The organism is Pseudomonas syringae pv. cilantro, assembly GCF_001293775.1.
GTDB classification, from domain to species: domain Bacteria; phylum Pseudomonadota; class Gammaproteobacteria; order Pseudomonadales; family Pseudomonadaceae; genus Aquipseudomonas; species Aquipseudomonas syringae_P.
This window is the reverse complement of the sequence record NZ_LGLN01000071.1, coordinates 95,466-114,983: the sequence shown is the minus strand read 5'-3', so window position 1 is coordinate 114,983 and position 19,518 is coordinate 95,466. Positions and strand designations below refer to the sequence as shown.

At 57.4% G+C, this 19,518-nt stretch carries 11 protein-coding genes; 7 read left to right on the top strand and 4 right to left on the bottom strand.

Annotated elements, in window-relative coordinates; genetic code table 11:
• Window positions 1-188 precede the first annotated feature (188 nt).
• From ABJ99_RS19375 to ABJ99_RS19355, 5 genes are all read left to right on the top strand, one after another.
• The gene (locus tag ABJ99_RS19375; protein WP_230081066.1) at window positions 189-5,261 is read left to right on the top strand and encodes an RHS repeat-associated core domain-containing protein; all 5,073 of its coding nucleotides are present in this window, start codon (window positions 189-191) and stop codon (window positions 5,259-5,261) included.
• A gap of 439 nt (window positions 5,262-5,700) precedes the next feature.
• The gene (locus tag ABJ99_RS19370) at window positions 5,701-6,252 is read left to right on the top strand and encodes a fimbrial protein (protein WP_024666983.1); all 552 of its coding nucleotides are present in this window, start codon (window positions 5,701-5,703) and stop codon (window positions 6,250-6,252) included.
• 107 nt (window positions 6,253-6,359) lie between these two features.
• Window positions 6,360-7,115: a fimbrial biogenesis chaperone gene (locus tag ABJ99_RS19365; RefSeq protein ID WP_054087184.1), complete on the top strand. Its 756-nt coding sequence runs from the start codon at window positions 6,360-6,362 to the stop codon at window positions 7,113-7,115.
• A gap of 38 nt (window positions 7,116-7,153) precedes the next feature.
• Complete coding sequence (locus tag ABJ99_RS19360) at window positions 7,154-9,667, top strand: fimbria/pilus outer membrane usher protein (RefSeq protein ID WP_054087183.1); 2,514 nt, start codon at window positions 7,154-7,156, stop codon at window positions 9,665-9,667.
• 46 nt (window positions 9,668-9,713) lie between these two features.
• Window positions 9,714-10,826: a fimbrial protein gene (locus ABJ99_RS19355; RefSeq protein WP_054087182.1), complete on the top strand. Its 1,113-nt coding sequence runs from the start codon at window positions 9,714-9,716 to the stop codon at window positions 10,824-10,826.
• A gap of 37 nt (window positions 10,827-10,863) precedes the next feature.
• Here ABJ99_RS19355 and ABJ99_RS19350 read toward each other — a convergent pair whose 3' ends face one another.
• From ABJ99_RS19350 to ABJ99_RS19340, 4 genes are all read right to left on the bottom strand, one after another.
• Window positions 10,864-12,411: a hypothetical protein gene (locus ABJ99_RS19350; protein WP_080378222.1), complete on the bottom strand. Its 1,548-nt coding sequence runs from the start codon at window positions 12,409-12,411 to the stop codon at window positions 10,864-10,866.
• A 135-nt stretch (window positions 12,412-12,546) separates the two neighbouring features.
• A complete protein-coding gene (locus ABJ99_RS19345; protein WP_054087181.1) occupies window positions 12,547-14,868 on the bottom strand; it encodes an autotransporter outer membrane beta-barrel domain-containing protein in 2,322 nt (773 codons plus the stop codon).
• 296 nt (window positions 14,869-15,164) lie between these two features.
• Window positions 15,165-15,662, bottom strand: coding sequence for a hypothetical protein (locus ABJ99_RS29305; protein WP_230081065.1), 498 nt, complete (start codon window positions 15,660-15,662; stop codon window positions 15,165-15,167).
• A 26-nt stretch (window positions 15,663-15,688) separates the two neighbouring features.
• Window positions 15,689-17,167: a hypothetical protein gene (locus tag ABJ99_RS19340; protein ID WP_057446889.1), complete on the bottom strand. Its 1,479-nt coding sequence runs from the start codon at window positions 17,165-17,167 to the stop codon at window positions 15,689-15,691.
• 371 nt (window positions 17,168-17,538) lie between these two features.
• On the opposite strand from ABJ99_RS19340, the gene ABJ99_RS19335 reads away from it, so the two are divergent.
• Both ABJ99_RS19335 and ABJ99_RS19330 read left to right on the top strand, forming a co-directional pair.
• Window positions 17,539-18,288, top strand: coding sequence for a response regulator (locus tag ABJ99_RS19335; RefSeq protein ID WP_054087240.1), 750 nt, complete (start codon window positions 17,539-17,541; stop codon window positions 18,286-18,288).
• On the top strand, window positions 18,285-19,319 hold the full coding sequence (locus ABJ99_RS19330; protein WP_054087180.1) for a sensor histidine kinase: 1,035 nt from the start codon (window positions 18,285-18,287) through the stop codon (window positions 19,317-19,319). The genes ABJ99_RS19335 and ABJ99_RS19330 overlap by 4 nt, the downstream gene beginning before the upstream one ends.
• The last annotated feature ends 199 nt before the right edge of the window (window positions 19,320-19,518 follow it).

The following is a 19,518-nucleotide window of genomic DNA, read 5'->3' as shown; positions in this document are numbered from 1 at the left end:
CCCGCCCACTAGCACAAGTACTAGGTCGCAGCCTGGGGCAGGCGTGTCTAGGGTTTGAGCAAGACCTTCAGTCGCAAGGGTTTCCCTGAAAGCCCCGCATTGACAGGTCGCCAACCGAACAGGCGCTTGGACTGCATAACGGTCAGGCATTGCTGCGCCTGCCACGTATCAACAGCGAGGCCTGCGCCATGGCTGCTTCTACTTCCGTACACTCCAATGCACTCAACTTCATGAGCTGTCTGAAAAGCGGCGTTGATCCCCGTACCGGGCTGTACAACGTATCGATCGCCCTGCCTGAACTGCAAAGTAATGATTTGCGCGGCCCGGGCTTCAACCTCGATCTGTCCTATAGTCAGCTCAACAGCATCGACAGCGGCTACGGGCTAGGCTGGAATCTACAACTGTCGCAATACAATCCCGGTACCCATATCCTGAGCCTGAGCACCGGCGAAACCTTCTGTATCGATGGCACCCGCGAAGTTTCCTGTCTGGACGGTACCCGCCGAACCGAACTGACGATATCCGAGAAAAAACTCGACACTTTTCACTTCTACGAACTGGACGCAACGCATTACCGGGTGGCTCACAAGTCCGGTCTGGTGGAGATTCTCGAGGTCCACTACAGCGGCAACAACAAAATGGCCTGGCCCGTGCAGATTATCGCTGCCTCTGGACACGGCATCCGCCTCAAACACAGCCCCTTCAACAGCACCCGGTTCATGCTTGACTCGATTACAGACGACCTGGGCGACGCTCTACTTCAGATCACCCGCAGCAGCACATCAATCAATCTGGCAATGCACCCCTCTGCCGGGCCGGAGGGTAAGCCGCTGGCGCTGTTTGTCATGAAGCTGAGCACCAGCGATAAAATAGTATCGAGCATCGTCCTGCCTACCGGGGACAACCCCGAGACTAACGCTTCCTGGCGGTTTGAATACCAGTTGAAGGAGGGCAACCAGCGGTGTATCAAGAGCGTGGACACGCCTTCTGGAAGTCACGAAGATATCTTCTACCTTGATGCAGGTCATCCGTTCCCCTCGGGTGCCAACCGAGTCAGGATACCTCGAGTGACTCGGCATATTGTTAATCCGGGCCTTGAACAGGCAACGATTGATGTCCGCTATACCTACCTGGACGGTCAGCAGCGCCAGCGAAATTTTCTGGGTGCCGGGCTGTCGATCAAGTGGGACGACGATGGTCTGGATAATCTTTACAAGTACCTGCAAGACTACGATTACGTCTGTACCGAGAGCCTCTGGGTGGATGAGAAACCGGTGCGCAGTATCGAGAGAACGTTCAACCGCTTTCATCTGCAGACCCGGGAGGTCACCGCCCAGAACGGCCATCAGAAGACTGTAACCACCGCTTACAATTATATAGCGGGCGTCCACTATGCCGAGCAGCCCGCTGACTGCCAGTTGCCCCGGGAAACCGTTACCAGTTGGCAGTTACTGAACGAACCTGCCCGCACCCGCAGTGAAACCGTCACCGACACCTATGACAATCAAGGCAACGTGCTGGTGCATCTACGAGCCGAAGGGATTGAAGAAATCAGCAGCTGGTATCCCGCCGGAGCGAGCGATGGCTGCCCGGCCGATGCCGAAGGATTTGTCTGCCGACTCAGAGAAAAGATCATCAAGCCCGCAGCCTCGATGCAGGCGGGTGCCCCGACCCTCAGCACACGTTATCGCTACGCATGGATAGGTACGCTGACAGGCAGCGAGGCCTTGTACTGGATCGTGCCTGAAAGCGAGACGCTGGTGCAGATCGACGGCAATACGGAAGTAGAGCTGCAGCAGATCCGGATCGAACTCATCGACAATCCGGCAGACCCCTTCGCGCATGGACGTACCGTGCGACACACTCAGACACTCAAGGGGAATTCCACCTTCACCCGGTATGCCTACAGAAAATTCAACGAATGGCAACCGGGCGGGACGATGCTGTCGATCAGCCAGACCACTGAAACAAATTTCAACGCAGCGCAAAAAACCGTCGAGCATCAGCTATCAGCCTTGACCGGCCACAAACTGTTGATTAAAGAAGATGGCGTGGAAACACGATATGTCTACGACGCACTCAACCGGCTGACCCTGGAAACAGTGGCGGCGGGAACGCCTTATCAGGCCAGTCGCAAGTTTGAATACACCCTTTGCAATGCTCCCGGGCAGCAGGCAGAACAAACGCTGACCCACGCCAGCGGCGTCAGGACACGCTCGCTCATGGATGGGCTGGGACGCACTGTCAGCGAAGAAAAGGACCGTATCGAGGGCCCCGAGTCACAGGTTATGAAGCCAATCCATACTGCCCGATACAACGCCTGGAATCAGTTGGAGCAGGAGACCGCCCATGACTGGCTGGGGGCCACACCCTTGGCCAGCAGCACCCTTGGCTACCGCTACGATGACTGGAACCAGCGATGCTGCACCACGACCGATGACAACGTACAGACTTATGAGTATTCAGACCCGATCGGCAGCGACGTACATAAAGGCCCAATCCAGAAAACCTGGAAACAGAGTGGCGACCCGGAGGGCCGCATCAGTGGCCGCAGCGAAACCTGGCTGAATCTGTTCGGCAAACCGGACCGGATCCGGACGCTGACCGCTGGTAAAACGGGTCGCAGACGCACGCACAGCATGAGCCGCAGCCGGAACCTGACCACGACTGAGCAGGAACTGAGCAGGCAGACTTTTCTGTACGACGGGCTGGGACGCTGCACCGAGCAGTGCGATGCACTCCAGCACAGCACCCTGTTCAGCTACGACAACTGGTCACGCATGGTCTCCTCCACGCTTGCAGACGGCAGCGTCATCAACCGGAGTTATGCGCCGCAAAGCAGCAGTGAGCTGGCAACGATGCTCGAGGTCGTGCACCAGAACGGCACCACCAGAACCGTGGCAGGTACACAGAAATTTGACGGGCTTGAGCGTGTGACGCAGACCAAAACAGGTGACCGCGTCGAACAGTTCAACTACTACGCCGGTGAGATGCAGCCCAGGTCGCGCACAACAGCTGGGCTGGACAACATCAACTTTACCTACACTCGGGCGCTCACTGATCAGATTTTTTCCAGCACGGCTCCGGATGAAACGGCCACATTCGATTATGACAAGACCAGTGCCCGCCTCATCGAAGCGACGAACCCGCAAGGCAGGCGCACTTACCGCTATGACAAGCACAATCAACTGACGGGAGAGACCTGGGACAATCTGCTGGGTCAGGCTTGGGAAACCCGACACCAATCATCGCTGCTGGGTCGGCCGATCAAGCGCACCGATCTCAAAAAAGGCGAGGCGGCGGGCGCAGAGACCCGTTACGACTACGACACGCTCGGCAGAATCAGGTTTATCAACCAGAGCAACCTGCGCACCACAATCGACTATGACGTGCTGGGCCAGCTCTGCAAGGTGGCCACCGAGGACCTGCAGGCCGGAACTGGCGTGATCATCGACATGGAATACGACGACCAGGGACAGGAAATTCTCAGAACCCAGACCGCAAGCAACCAAGCGGCGTTGACCTTGACTCAAACGTGGGCAGTGGACGGGCTTTTGAAAACCCGCGACCTGCAACAGGCGGGTAGCCCCCTGCTGCACGAAACGTTTAGCTACGACCCCAGAGGCCGCCTGACACTGGTGAATTACCTGGGTAGCAGCTTGCCGAGAGACGAACTGCAAAGGGAGATGACCAGACAAATATTCAGCTTCGACGAGCTGGACAACATTACGCTATGCCAGACCAGGTTTACCGATGGCACCTCTGAGCGAGCAGCTTTCAAATACGGCAGCCCCGGCGACGATAAGCATAAAGACCGCTGCCAGCTTTTGAGTATTGCCTACACGCCGCCCAGAAAAACACCAGACCCGACATTCAGTTACGACGCCAACGGTAACCAGCTTGAAGACGAGCATGGCAACAGTCTGCATTACGATAGCCAGAGCCGCCTGCTGCAGGTCGCAGAAACCGGCGGTGCCCCTATCAGCCAATACCGTTATGACGGCCACAATCAACTGGTCGCCACCAGGGATGGCAATGAAAGCGAGATTTTGCGGTTCTATGAGGGTCATCAACTGAGCAGCACGGTGCAGGAAGATCAACGCACTCAGTACCTGCATCTCGGCGAACAGCCGCTGGGCCAGCAGATTGTGGACGAAGCCGAGCAAACCCTGTTGCTGCTGACTGACGCAAACCAGAGCGTTATGGGTGAATTTCAACAAGGCCAGCTGCGCAAGGCGGTCTACAGTGCCTACGGGGAGCGTCACAGCGAGGAGGCGCTGCTAAGCACTGCCGGGTTTAACGGTGAAGTACGCGAAGCCGCCAACGGCTGGTATCTGTTGGGCAATGGCTACCGGGCCTACAACCCTCTCCTGATGCGCTTCCACAGCCCGGATTTTCTCAGCCCCTTCGCCGAAGGCGGCGTCAACCCCTACACCTACTGCCTGGGCAACCCCATCGCCCTGCGCGACCCTACCGGACATGATGCCAGCGGTCAGACCGGCCGGTTGAGACGGCCCGATGAGGGGGCTTTGCCAATGCAACAAGCGGGCGGAAATATCATGGGTTGGGTGGGTGTAGGAATAGGCGTTGTTTTCACCGTACTGGGCGTTGCCGCTACCATAGCCACGTTAGGAACAGCCACACCGGTTACCGGCCCGGTAACTGTCCTGGGCATTTCCATGACCGCCAGCACTGCCGCGGCCGTTTCGACAGTCTCGACCGGTGCGCTGATCGTCGGTACGGCATTGACAGCGGCTTCAACTACGGCCAGTACAGTTGCCATTGTAAATAACGATCAGACGGCCGGAGAAGTCGGCGGCTGGTTGGGTATTGCCGCTGTGCCCGTTGGCTTGGTAGGGTTTGGCGCGGGGGTTGTGGTGGCGAGGGCAGTTGCGGCTGCGGCTAAAGCTGCGGCGACCGTTGGCAGCAGGGCCGGCAGCGTCGTCGGCAGCAGGGCCGGCAGCGTCGTCGTCGGCGTCGTCGGCAGCAGCAGCAGCTTAAGGAGCATCAGCAGCTTAGGAAGCGCAAGAAGCGTGGCAGGAGGCAGCATGGCAGGCGTTGCTCAAAGCTCATCTGGCAACCTGGCCGCGGTCGCAGCGTCAAGTACTGCTACAACTGCGGGGCAAGGTAACTGGATAGTTACAACAGTTAATCGCTTGGGCGCAGGATTCGGGCCAACCGTAACGCGTGTTAGAAACCTTTCCCCTATAGATAATCCTGGCCCAGAGCTAATGGCGCTCATGCAGGTTTTACGACGTTAGTACCGTTCGCCACGGAACCACAGCCCCATCCGCCACCGACACGACTTCATACGCGCCTGTCGGTGGCGCCCTGTTCGTATCCGTGAAACAGACAGACCCATACTCGCTATTCCACCACCCGCCTGCCAGGTAAACCAACACGTCTGGAGTTTACGTTGTAGGTGGCCGCAAAAGATCACGGTTCATCACACGTAATGAAAATTCGCCTCACCTCATACGTCAGAAAAACCAATAACACTGAAACATTAGCCCCCACATTCATTTCGGAAATCTCCTACAACAACTGCCACCAACTAACGAGTTTCAGAAACACCTTATTCCAGATCTTCTCTATACACTCTCGCCCCGTCATGACACGCAACACAAACACGCTATCCAGATGCACTACATAGTTACATTCCCAAACTTTTCTACCAAACCAATCAATAAGGTTATCATCGTGAATAAAACGCTATCCGCACTCGGTCTTGCTCTGGCCACTGCCCTGACTGGCACCGCCGTATCTGCCAACACCGGCACTATCAACTTTGAAGGCCAGATCACCGGCAGCACCTGCCCTATCGAAGTGGTCAACCCAGGTGACGGTGCAGTTGGCAACCTGGTGAAAATGGGCTCTGTCGACGCTGGCCGCTTCACCGCCGTCGGCCAGGAATACAGCGGCAAGAGCTTTGCCCTGCGCGTCAAAGACAATGGCAGTTGCGGTCTTACAGGCACTGCCGATGTTGCAACTGTAAAGTTTGACGGTGCCGCGGACGGTTCCGGCAGCTACTTTGCTGTCACACCAACGGCAGATGGCGCAACGGGCGTCGCCATTGCCATTCGTGACTTTAGCGGAGACTCTATCGAGCCTGGAACCGAGTCTGCCCCCTACCCTCTGGTCGTTGGCGGTGTCACCGACATGACCTTCGACGCCTACTATCGCTCGACAGCCGCCACAGTGACGCCGGGCACTGCCTCGGCAGATATCAACTTCACCGTCGCCATCAACTGATACAACACCCGGCCACTGTGTAACGGTCAAAAGACCTGTCGCAAGCCGCACCATTGTCAACGCATCCAGGCCCTTTTACGGGCCTGGATGTTCAAGGTAAATCAACCATGATCGGCACTATCTGCCAACAGGCCGTTGCGAAGTCCGCGCTCGGCTTAGGCATGGCTCTCGCCGTGCTCAGCATTCACATCCCGGTTGCTGAAGCTGCGCTCACCGTCAATGCCACCCGCGTGGTGTTCGCCAGCGAAAAACGCAGTACTTCGGTGGTCATTTCCAACCCGAGCGATCGCCCGTTCGCGGTTCAGACCTGGGTCAACACGACAGTCGACGACACAGTGACCGCAGTACCTTTTGCACCCTCTCCACCGTTGTTTCGCCTGAACCCCGGCAAACAGCAGCAAGTGCAGATCAATGGCCTGCCCAACGACCTGCCCGCAGATCGCGAATCGCTGTTCTTCTTCAATGTGCAGGAAATCCCCCAGGCCGACAGTTCGCAAGGCAATGTGCTGAATATAGCTCTGCGGACCCGACTCAAACTGTTCTACCGCCCGGCCGGGCTGACTGACAACCCAATTGCACGCCTCAAGGACCTGCAATGGTCAATCGAGCAGTCCAACGGTAAAACCCGGCTGATGGGGATCAACCCAACCCCTTTCCACGTGTCGTTCATACGCCTTGAAGTCACGGCCAACGGCAAGACCGAAAAGATCGCGCAGGCAGCCATGCTGGCACCTTTTGCCTCGCAGGCCTATGAGCTTGGCGAAACGAAAGCAGAGCCGGGCGTTCAGGTGGTTTTTTCAGCGATAAACGATTACGGCGGCTACAGCGTTCCGCTGACCGTTCCGGTCACGCTGGCTCATTAAACCGCTTCGGCCAGCTTTCACTCCCCAGGACATTGACCATGACCCTATTACCCGACTCCGGGCTCATACCGGTGCGTCTGCGTTTTATGCAGTTGCTGATTGTCTGCGGCAGCGGAGCCCTGCCACTGGAGCTGATTCAGGCCGCAGATCTCGTCAATTTCCAGTCCGGTTTTCTGCGCCAGGGCCAGGGCTACGATATCGACGCTGCAAACAAAGCGCTGAATAACCTCGCAGAGGTCGAAGACTTGGTACCCGGCAACCACTGGGTCGAAATTCACATCAACACGCGTTACTTCGGTCAGCGGGAACTGCGCTTCGATGCCGACCCGCAAGGCAACGGTCTGCTGCCATGCCTGTCAAAAGAGCTACTTGAGCAAATGGGCGTACGCATCGAGAGCCTGGCCGAGCAGACATTATTGCAGGCCTCCTGCGTCGACCTGTCCCGGCTGATTCCCCAGGCAACCACCAAACTGGACGGCGGCAGGCTGCAACTGTCGATCTCCATACCGCAGATCGCCATGCGCCGGGATGCCATCGGCAGGGTTGATCCGGCGCTCTGGGATTACGGCATCAATGCCGCATTCGTCAGTTACCAGGCGTCCGCTCAGCAAACCACGCGTACCGACACCGGCACAGGCAACAGCGCGGATCTGTACCTTAATAGCGGTATCAACCTTGGCGCATGGCGACTGCGCAGCAATCAAAGCGTACGTCACGACGAAGAGGGTCGTCGTGAATGGACAAGGGCCTATGCATACGCCCAACGTGACCTGCCCGGCACTCACGCGAATCTGACCATCGGCGAGACGTCCACCGACAGCAATGTTTTCCGTAGCGTACCGATCAAAGGCGCACTGATCAAAACCGATCAGGAAATGCTCCCCGACACCGCACAGGGGTACGCCCCGGTGATTCGCGGTGTGGCGCAGAGTCGGGCGAAGCTTGAAGTGCTGCAGAACGGCTACCCGATCTATTCCACCTATGTCAGCGCCGGCCCCTACGAAATCGACGATCTGGCGGCTACGGGCAGCGGCGAACTGGAAGTGGTACTGACTGAGGCGGACGGTCAGGTGCGGCGCTTCAGCCAGCCCTACGCAACCATCGGCAACCTGTTGCGTGAGGGCGTCTGGAAATACAGCTCCGCACTGGGCCGCTATAACGGTGCCAGCGCAATCGAGCAGCCCTGGATTTGGCAAAGCACGCTGGCCATTGGCACCGGCTGGAACTCCACCCTTTACGGCGGCTTGATGGCCAGCGACATGTACCGCGCCACCGCGCTGGGCATCTCGCGGGACCTGGGCGCTTTGGGGGCCGTGGCATTGGACGCAACGCAGTCGGACGCGGACATTGATCGCGCCGGAACGACCAGCGTGCAAGGCATGAGTTACGCCCTCAAGTACGGCAAGATGTTTACCACCAATACCAACCTGCGCTTCGCCGGTTACCGCTACTCCACTCAAGGCTATCGTGATTTCGACGAGACCATGCGTCAACGCGATAACGACAGACCCTTCACCGGCAGCCGCCGTAGCAGGCTGGAGGCCTCCGTTCACCAAAGGGTCGGAAGCCGCAGCAGTGTCAGTCTGACAATGTCCCGGCAGAATTATTGGGGCAGCGCTGCCGAACAGCAGCAGTATCAATTCAACTTCAATACTCAGCATGCCGGGGTCACCTACAACCTGTATGCCTCACAATCGCTGACCGACACACGCAACCAGAAAAATGACCGGCAGTTGGGGCTAAGCATCTCGCTGCCTCTGGATATCGGGCATTCGAGCAGCGCAGCCTTCGACCTGCAGAACAGTGGTGATCACTACAGCCAGCGGGCCAGTCTGAGCGGCAGCCTCGACGATAACCGCCTCAATTACCGAACCAGCCTGAGCAACGATGACGGCCGCCAGCAAAGCGCAGGTCTCGCGGTCGGCTATCAGGCGCCTTTTGCAAGTTTCGGAGCGGGCCTGACCCAGGGCAACGATTATCGCAGCACGTCAATCAATGTCAGTGGCGCCCTGTTGATGCACGCAGGGGGTATCGAACCCGGTCCGAGTCTGGGCGATACCATTGCGCTGATCGAAGTGCCCGACACACCGGGCGTCGGTGTACAGAATGCAATCGGCGTCGAGACCAACAGTCGAGGGTATGCACTGGTGCCCTACCTGCGGCCTTACCGTTACAACCACATCGAGCTGCAAACGGATCAGCTCGGTCCGGAGATCGAAATCGATAACGGCAGCGCTCGAGTAGTGCCGGCTCGCGGGGCCGTGGTCAAGACCACTTTTGCCGCACGCACCGTCACACGTCTGGTTATCACGGCGCTTACCGACAGTGGCAAGCCGCTGCCGTTCGGTGCTCAGGTCAGCGACGCCGAAGGAAACATCATGGGCATTGCAGGCCAGGGCGGATTGATTTTGCTGTCCACCGGCATGCAGGCACAAACCCTCGACGTAAGCTGGGGTGAACAGACTGAATCCCGATGCCGACTGCACATAGACCCGACCAATATGCCGCTGACCAAAGGCTACCGAATACAGTCATTGACGTGCAGCCAATAACCTCTGGTCTGACGCACATGTGCCACCGACCTTTCAGGAACCCCTCATGAAACATGTACTGAATGCACTGGCGCTTGCCATGACTGCCGCCAGCCTCGTTCATGGCACAACCGCTATGGCCGAGTCTTACGATCAGAATCCGGGCGACAGCTGTTACTGGCAATCCAGCCCCGGGATGAAAGAATTCCGCCGTGACATTGGCACGATCTACATCCCCCGAGATGCCAAAATCGGCAGCGTTATCGGCAAGATCGATATGGAGGCATACACCCCCGACATGGCAAGGCTATCGGCCGCTTGCGCCAATGACGGCACCGCTATACTGGAGTTCAGGGCGACGGCAACGGCCCCGATCCATTCTGGTGGTCTGGAACCGATCAATGGTGAAGACATCAACGGCAAAGTATTTAAAACCAATATTTCAGGAGTCGGCATAAGGGTAAAACTGGACCATCCGTACTCAGGTGGGTGTAACAATTGCTTCACACCGGTCGACGGAAATCCTGTCGTACCGTTTTTGGCTCTCAATGAATATGACAAGCTGCTCGTGCCAATCAGCATTGTGGGCCTGAGAAACTTTATCACGCTGGTCAAGATCGGGCCTATACCTCCCGGCCCTAATGTGCTGGATGGCAGCGAGCTGTGGTCAGGAAGCCTTACTGCGCTGGGCAAAGTCATGAGATACGGCGTCACCGGCACGGTGATTCAGGCTCAATGCACCGTAGGCGCTCCGAGCAGCGCAGCCCCGGTACAACTGGGTGACTGGGACCGAGCAGAGTTTACCGGACCCGGTTTCACCACTACGAAGGTCCCTTTCCATATTGCCCTGAGCAATTGCGAGACCGACACCGGCGCCGGTTTTACAGCAACAGCCCACGTCCAGCTCGACGGCGTCGACGGCTCGGCACCGGTCGGCCCCGTCAATAGCGGCGTTTTCAGCCTGACGACCGATTCGCAGGCTCGTGGCATAGGGATTCAAGTGCTCAAGGCCGACGGTTCGACGCCCATGGAACTGCAAACCGAAGTCCCGTTGATTGCTATCACGCCAGGTAACATGTCACTCAACTTTTATGCGCGCTTCTATCAGACCGAAGCCAGCAGCGAAGTCCGCCCAGGCAAAGCCAAAGGTGCGCTGAGCTTTACCCTTACCTACAAATAGCAGAACAACCCGCAGATGCCTGCACGCTATGCCGACGTCAGCCATACAACGTTGGTGCCAGTGAAGGAAACGGCTGCCAGCTGAGTTTCTGGTCGAAGCTCACGCGCACTCTGATCTCCAGCTGGGTGCCAACCTTGAAGCGCTGCAGATCCGCCTTGCTGATATGACCGGCGCTGATTGTTGCGCCGGTCGACGGCACCGGATACTCACTCAGTACCGGAACAACCACCAGTTGACTGGCGTTGTTCACCCCGCGCACTTCAAGATTGACGAACTGGTCCGTCGCCATGAAGAGCCAGCTATTGAGTGTGAACACTGCGCGCCCTCCATCGGCGATGCTGCTCAGCGGCAACCGTCCACCCGACACCTTGTCGCATTGCACCACCGGAAAACCGCTGACCCTCGATACCGTGAGGTTATGCCTGCTTGAAACATGCAGCTCCACTGCGCTCGGCTCCGTGACCTCGTAATACACAGGGATCGTTTTACCAAAATGCTGGGGAATCCGACTGGCCGGAATCCTGAACTCGAGAGGGTTGGCAGCTTCCGGCTGGTCTGTCCGGTAGGCCCCGGTACTGCCTGGCTCGGCCCACTGGACAGCAATAACGTCACCAGGACGAATGTCAGCCTGGGCAGGTATTGTCACGATAGCGCCATTGATAGCACTCAACGGATTGAGTGTGCTGTAGCTTGCCGAGCCGGACGCCCCCTCGATTCTCGGTGGCGGTAGTACTCGAGGAACAGGCTGAGCTGCAACATCAAGCCTGAACGCCAGTGAATAAGAAGACGCGTTCCCTGCACGATCTGTCAGGCGATAAAACGCATAGCGCACTCCGTCACCACGTGCCCGAACCATGTCGCCATTGAATACCAGCGTCACAGAATTGCCGATCTCGGGCGCAGCCAGCGACCTGGTCGAAACGATATCGTCATCGCTGAATGCAAAGGGATCGCGGCTCCAGTACCAGGTCACGGCGTCACCGGGAGCTCCTCCACGGTATGACTCAATAGTGGCAGTAACTCTATCGTCGTGGCTTGCCAGATACCCGGAGGTAATCTTTGAGGTATCAAACCTCAGTTGCCCCTGATTGGCAGCCAGCATCGGGGCAGTCAGATCGATGGTGACAGCCTGGGGCACAGACCATTCGCTATTGCCCGAATACTCCGTCACCTCATAGCGTATCGAGTGGATTCCAGCCGTGAGATGATATTTCGGCAAGTCGAACGATAGGTCTTCAAGGGGGAGTGAGGGGAAATCTTCGCCTGGCCAGGTTTTCTGATAGACCAATGTAGTGTTGTCCCAGTAAACCGTAAGAATGACGTCATAACGGGGCTCATTGTAGTAATCCCACGCGGGAATCTGTATCGGCAGTGGATTAAATACATCGTCTACGGGCAACAACCCCTCTTCGTCCCATTGCGGATCGTCGGGAAGAAGATAGGCAATAAAAGGCGGTGGATAGCCGGGATCCTGCCTGAACAGCGCTGTGAATACCCTCCTCAGCCAGTGGCGAAAACGGTCATACAGTCGAGTCGTTATCATGTTCAGATCCTTGAAGTCCGCTTCCGCTTGGTGAACATCCATATTCACACCTGCTTACTTCAACACATCTGTGCCATTGCCACGACTCGCAAAACTGCTAGTTGACAGACCCTGCCGATAAACTGACGCCTATCAAAAAGGAGGTCATCGTGACCTCCCTTTTGCCTTTCGTTTTGTTTACCAGCTGTAACGAATACCTACGCTGGCACCCCAGGGTTGCTCGACTTTATCGCCATTGCTGTGCTCGAAATCGGCATGCACCTGAAAGCGCTTCGACAGGGAGGCGGCTATACCAATGCCCAACTCGCCACGCGAACCCGACAAGTCGTTGTTGAAGACGTTGTCGTTCACCTGAACCTCGTTGTTTTTTGCAAACTCGTGAACCCAGGCCGCACGCACATAAGGCTGGACCGTCCTGCCTTGCCCAAGATCGAAGTTGCGCCCGGTCGTCGCACCGAGTTTGCCCACCAGCGAACGCGTCAGGTCGTTTTCGGCACGCATGCCGTTGTCCAGCTCATAATCCTTGCCTTCGACGACCACGCCGGCCAACTGGCTGTAGGGCTCGACAAAGTAACCATTGTCCAGCTTGATATGGCGTCCGAACTCCAGCGACGCACCGACACCCGAGTTGCTGTAATCGCCTTTTGTACGGGTGCCATCGCTCAGATTGACGCGGGCTTTGTTATTGAAACGGTTGAACTTGAGCACGCCGTCGAAGTAGTAGCCCGTGTCGCTGTCCAGCCATGTGCTGTAGGCACCGACGTAGTAGCTGTCGACTTTGCCACTGGCACCACGGTCCAGACTCAGGTCTGAACTGCTTTGCCCTGCCATCACACCCGCCAGCCATTGCCCGTCACCCATCGGGACTTTGCCGTCCGCGCCCAGCGAAAAGCCCTGCTGAGTTTGCTGATAGCCGAAACCTGACGCATCGGAGACGTTGAACTTGTTGCCGTAGGTGCGCATCCACGCGCCCGACTGGCCACCGTTATGACGCAATTCGCCCATGCGCGTGCGCAGCGAGCTCAGCTCGCCGTACCATACGGTCGGTGCCGTATTGAACAGTGCGACTACGGTAGCGGCAGCAGGGCTGACCTTGCGGGTCTGCGCGTCAAGATACCAGTCACTGGCACCCTGCTTGACCAGATCGTAGGACCAGGCACCGAGGTCGACCGCGCCGCCAACCAAGGAAAAATCCGCATCGCCGGCGGCAGCGCGCACCACATGCATGCTGGTGTCAGCAGACGGGTCAGTGCCGGTGCTGCCGATCAGCAGCGAGTGACTGCCGGTCGCACTGCCGGTGATGTCGAGAAAGTCTGTGCGACCCGCGCCAAAATCCACATCCATGATGAACGTGCCATTGCCGGACAGATTGGCGACCGACAGTGTGTAAAAACCGGCAGCGTCGCCAAAGCGGACCGAGCCACCGTTCAGGGTCAACTCAGCAAGGTTGCCGTTGCCGATCATGGCCCACTGCGCGCCATTGTTGATGGCGACGCTGCGGGTATTTTCCAGGTGCCCGGTCAGCACTGAGTTGTTGTCGAGCAGTACATCGGCGAGCGCACCCGACTCGGCAAGTACATCCCCCGTCATGCTGCTGTTGTCGAGATTGAGTGTGACGGCGCTCGCGGACTCGACCTGCACGTTGCCACTCAGGCTGCTTGCCGACACATTCATCACGGCCGAGGAGCCGCCGGTGACTTCCAGCATATTGCCGTTGCCACCCGTCAGGCTGGAACCATTGCTGACATCTAACGCCACAACGGAGCCTGGCAACCTTGATATCAATGGGGCAATCCGGATAGCGGCCCCCGTCTGCCCGACCACCTGCGTGCTGTCCAGCTTCAGTGACGCCTCTGTGTAGACTTCCTCGGAGCTGATGGCAACGCCATTCACCGTGCCGACGATACTGCTGGCACTGGCCTGCGCTGCACCGGCATTAAGGCGCAAACCTACCCCGTCGACGCCGGTGCCTGCCAATTGCGAGCCCGTCAGACCGAGCTGACTGAAATGCGTGACCACTGTACCCGCCAATGCGCCGCTGCTGGAGCTGTTGGTCAGGTTCACGCTGGAGCCGGTTGTCAGGTCCCGTAATCGATTGACGCTCAGACCGATACCGCTGGCATTGGCGATGGTGCTGTTGGAAACAGTCCCGAGACTGTTAGTGACGCTAAGGCCATTGCTGATCGCAGCGCCATTCATGGTGAGCTCGGAACCGCCACGCAACGTGGCAGCCACAAGGGCCGACCCGGCCGAGATATTCAGCATGGAGCCCGTAGAGTCAACCCTGCCGTGCTGGCTTCCGCCATTCACATTCAGCGTTGCGTCGCTGGACAACACGTAATTATTGACGGGGCTGGATTGATCGATGTCCATCACCTCGTCTTTTACCGGGACAATAGCGGCAAACACTTGATTGCTGATCAATAGCGCAGGAACAAGTGCCAGGCACTTTATGGCAACGGGCAAAGGATGCAGGGCACAGGGGGGGCGGAGCATCATGGCAGCTTCCTCGATCTCGGAAATATGTAAGCCCGTTCGATATCTGTCTTAAGAAAAAGAAAAGCGAGCTGTAGGACGTCTGCGGATCCTACCGACGTATATCCGACAAAAATGCAAGGCAATTCCGACATTACTGTAAGAATATTCCTACCAACACTGCGAGTGGCGATTCCCCCTGTACTGCTGTTACACCGCAACTGCAATGTCCTTAGAGCACGGTCCCAAGGTCGGCACCCTGAAAGATGCCGACCTACTGAAACCCACACCCCTGCGACGCTATAAAACAGCGCTATCTATTACTGAGCATCGCCAGTTTCCAGCCCGCTGTCCTCACCGGATATACAGGTAGTGCGAGAGCTTGCAGAGCAAAAGGTCGAGCCCGTTTTTCGACTGATCCGGACGCGTGTTGAATGAGAGCCTCGCTGTCCGCTGTCTTTGGACAACTCATAGGTAAAAAGTCCGCTGCCGTTGGTAACAGGCTCTACAAGATCCGCATAAGGCACCTTGAATTCAATACCCTGTGCCACGTGGTCGGAAGTCACGGTAATCGGATCAAAGGTAAACTCCGTTCCGGGTATCAGCATCGTGCCATCCCTATCACTGTATCCCCGCCAACTGAACATGACGGTATCACCCGGTTGCATGTTGGCAGCATTGCCTGGCATCACAACATCGATACCCTCCCACGGCTTGCTACCACAGTTGATGAACGGTTCGTCTGCCGGACTTCCACTCCAGCGTCCAGGAAACTCCACATCGACCAATCCCTCGATGGGAATGATAGTGACACTCACCTCGGTGAGGGCGGATTGCTGTACGTTTATGCCGTTCGAAGTGGTGTAGTAGATCGGCAGCTTCTCGTTGTACCCCCCCTGACAATATCCGCCCACGCAACTTCAAAGGCGACCGTTGCAGCGGGCGACTCAGTGGTCAGCGTTATTTCACTGACAGGATCACTCAAAGTACCCCAGTAAAGTTTCAACACCTGCCCTGCCTGGACTTCGTTATAGAGTTGCAGTTGCGCCGTGGCAGACAAATCCAGATCGGCCTCCGTCAGTTGATTATCCGGCGCAGACGAATTCCGACTTTTTACGACCACCGGGGGGAGATTTATGTTTACAGGATCAAGCCCGACAGGGGGCGGGCCAGCCACACTGAAGTTAACGTTCACCGTCAGTCTCGGCGAAGGAGTCTTCGACACTCCACGCACGACGTTGTAGCCAACCTCAAAGGTGCGCGCATTGTCTGCACCTTGCGCTGACAGCGTGGCCCAATCGATCAGGAAAACCATCGGAAAGCTAGACACCGGCACCAGCGGTAGCCGGGTGTTTTCCCATACAACTTCTATCTGGTCTGCTTCAGGTTTCGCATTTTCATAACTGGGCGCAGGAATCTCGACCTCAACGCCTAACAGAGCGTCGGCTCTGTCGATCCACCCATCGAACGCCAAGTCAACCTCTGGAGTTTGAAGCCCAGCAGGGCCAGGATTGAGATCAACCTCTATATAGGTCGCATCCGAATAAGCCCCAAAGTTACCCGTGCGATCTTGATAACGGTAGACAACCGCTATTCTTCCCTGAGCCAGCGTTTTGACAAAGTCGGCTTCGAGGCGGACAACCGGATCACCCGCTTCCGGGACTACATCGTCTACCGTAATTGGTTTGCTCGTAATGGGTTCAAATGGATCACTCTGGCGGGAAGTGAGCAATGAGGGCGCCCATGAAATAAAAACAGTATCACCCGCTAACATGTCCTTGGTGCGCGAGACCGAAATATCCAGGTAAGCATTGTCGTTCAGGTATTGAAGCGTCAGACCGTTCGTCACCACCTCGACAGGCAGCGTAGGAGGCGGGCCTTCGTCGCCCTCATTTGGCGGAACTTTATCAACGGTGAATTGGAGTTCTGACGAGTCAGCATCGTTGCCATCATATTGGGTATAGCGATATGAAAATAAATAACGCCCTGCCTCTTTAATGACGTCCACGGGGACTATAACGTCAACATCGGAGGGGCTGTTCAGCACGTTTGTCTGAAGGTGACTGCCGTTAATCATATACTCGAGTGTTTCATCATAACCGTATTCTATGAAATCAGTTCTTGGAAGAGTCAGCGTCAGAGGGTTTTCCCATTGAGTCTTTGGCCACAGGGTTCGATCATCGCCCGAAATTGGTAGTAAAGTACCCAATGCCACTGGCGCAGCTTCCAGCCTGTACTTTCTTTTGCGAGCACGCTCAAGGCGCTTCTTGCGTACCGCCTGGCGGACCTCTTCAGCCGTTTTTTTTTCTTCGTGCAAGTCCATTTGTCGTTCTCCATAACGATCAGCCGCCATCAAGCCCTGGCGGCAACAGGCACAACCGCAACCGCTCACCGGACGTTTAAGCCAGCCGAAACCGGAGAGATCACGGGTTTCCGTCATGCCAGCAACCTAAGGCTTAATCAGGGCACCGCGATACTGGTAGAAGTGCTAGCTAGACAATCTTCGTTTTAAGGCGTAAGCGTCGTGGTTCGTTCACTCATCTCTATGTATCCGTATCGATACATTCACGACATTCGCCGGACATCGGCCACCGCCACCCTACCGCCGAGCCTCACGGCGAAGTAGCATGAGCGGCAGCGTTGATCTTCAACAGCGGCCAGACAACGGTGGCACACGCAGGCGACAGACGCACTATGCAAGCACTTCCCGAGAACACCCTTGATGCCACATCGACCGACCAGCGCTGGAGCGTGCGGGCGCTGATCGTCGATGACGATGTGGCCATTCGCGAACTGCTTTGCGACTACCTGACGCGCTTCAACATCAATGCCCGTGGCGTGACCGACGGCACGCAAATGCGTCACGCTCTCACCGATCAAACCTTCGACGTGGTGGTGCTGGACCTGATGCTGCCCGGCGAGGACGGCCTGTCGCTGTGCCGCTGGCTGCGCAGCACCTCGGATATCCCGATCCTCATGCTGACCGCACGCTGCGAACCGACCGACCGGATCATCGGCCTGGAGCTGGGTGCCGACGATTACATGGCCAAGCCCTTCGAGCCCCGCGAGCTGGTCGCGCGCATCCAGACCATCCTGCGCCGGGTGCGCGACGAACGCAGCGATCAGCGCACGACCATTCGTTTCGACGCCTGGCGCCTGAACAGCGTCCTGCGTCAATTGACGGCCGCCGACGGTCTGGTCGTGCCGCTGTCCAACGCCGAGTTTCGCCTGTTGCGCGTGTTTCTCGAACGGCCGCACAGAGTCTTGAGCCGCGAACAGTTGCTCGATGCCGCAAGAGGCCGCTCGATAGAGGCGTTCGACCGCAGTATCGATTTGCTGGTCTCGCGGCTGCGTCAGAAGCTTGGAGATGACCCGAAGAATCCACAGTTGATCAAAACTGTACGCGGTGAAGGCTATCTGTTCGATGCCAGGGAGCTGGGTTGATCCGCAGATTCGATACGCTGTTCGCCCGACTGTTCGGTGGTGCGCTGCTAGCGATCCTGCTCGCGCACTTGCTAGCCTTCATCTGGTTCACGCAATACGGCATGCGCCCCATGCCGCCGCCCAGGCCTGACTTCGACCCTGCGCACAGCCAGTTCGATGACAGACCGATGCACAGGCCACCGATTCTGGGTGGCCCGGCGATAGTGCTGCTCTTTCAGTTCATTACCATGATCATCGCCGCTTGGTATGGCGCCAAGGCACTCAGCCGTCCGATACAGCGACTCAGTGAAGCCGCCGAGCGCCTGAGTGAAGACCTTGACAGCCCGCCACTGGAGATCAGCGGCCCCAAGGAGGCGCGTCAGGCCGCGCAGACGTTCAACCTGATGCAAAGCAAAGTGCGCGAACAGATGCAGCAGCGCGGACGCATGCTGGCGGCAGTCTCGCATGACCTGCGCACCCCACTGTCGCGGCTCAAGCTGCGCGTCGAGCAGATCGTGGAGCCAAAGCTCCATGGGCTGATGACCCAGGACCTCAACGACATGATCAGCATGCTCGATGCCACGCTCGCCTACCTCAATGAACATCGGCGAACCGAAGGCTTGCAGCAGTTTGACCTGCAGGCGCTGATCGAATCCCAGGCCGAAAATGCCCAGGACAACGGCGACGACGTGCAGTACGAAGGGCAGTGCAAACCGCTCAGGACGCAACCGATGGCGCTACGCTCGTGCCTGCAGAATCTGGTCGACAATGCGCTGCGCTACGCCGGTAGCGCGCACATCGTGATTGAAGACAGCGCAGATCGTGTGCGCGTGTCGGTGGTTGATCACGGACCGGGCATTGCACCCGAGTTTCACGAGACGGTGTTTGAACCGTTCTATCGCATGGAGAGTTCGCGCAATCGCAACTCTGGCGGCATCGGCATGGGCATGAGCATCGCCCGCGAGGCTGCGCGCCGCATCGGTGGGGATCTGTCGCTTGCGCAGACCCCAGGCGGCGGCCTGACGGCAATCCTCGATCTGCCGCGCCTTTGACCCCCTTGTGTACCGCGACTCGTACATGTACCCGATGTCCGTGTGGGAGTGAGCTTGCTCGCGAGGAAGTTGGTGCAACGCTGAAGATCTACTGATGACTATTATGCCGGTGCTCCGCGTCGGCATGCCGTTCTGGCCGCTCTGCGTCCTCTTTGTGGTACTACGCGTCACACAACGGTTTGCGATGTCAATGATGTCT

Bases quoted from the DNA above. Each gene is read 5' to 3' on its own strand.
- ABJ99_RS19375 (WP_230081066.1), top strand. From the start codon at position 189: ATGGCTGCTTCTACTTCCGTACACTCCAATGCACTCAACTTCATGAGC.
- ABJ99_RS19365 (WP_054087184.1), top strand. From the start codon at position 6,360: ATGATCGGCACTATCTGCCAACAGGCCGTTGCGAAGTCCGCGCTCGGC.
- ABJ99_RS19360 (WP_054087183.1), top strand. From the start codon at position 7,154: ATGACCCTATTACCCGACTCCGGGCTCATACCGGTGCGTCTGCGTTTT.
- ABJ99_RS19355 (WP_054087182.1), top strand. From the start codon at position 9,714: ATGAAACATGTACTGAATGCACTGGCGCTTGCCATGACTGCCGCCAGC.
- ABJ99_RS19350 (WP_080378222.1), bottom strand. From the start codon at position 12,411: ATGGATGTTCACCAAGCGGAAGCGGACTTCAAGGATCTGAACATGATA.
- ABJ99_RS19345 (WP_054087181.1), bottom strand. From the start codon at position 14,868: ATGATGCTCCGCCCCCCCTGTGCCCTGCATCCTTTGCCCGTTGCCATA.
- ABJ99_RS19340 (WP_057446889.1), bottom strand. From the start codon at position 17,167: ATGGACTTGCACGAAGAAAAAAAAACGGCTGAAGAGGTCCGCCAGGCG.
- ABJ99_RS19335 (WP_054087240.1), top strand. From the start codon at position 17,539: ATGCAAGCACTTCCCGAGAACACCCTTGATGCCACATCGACCGACCAG.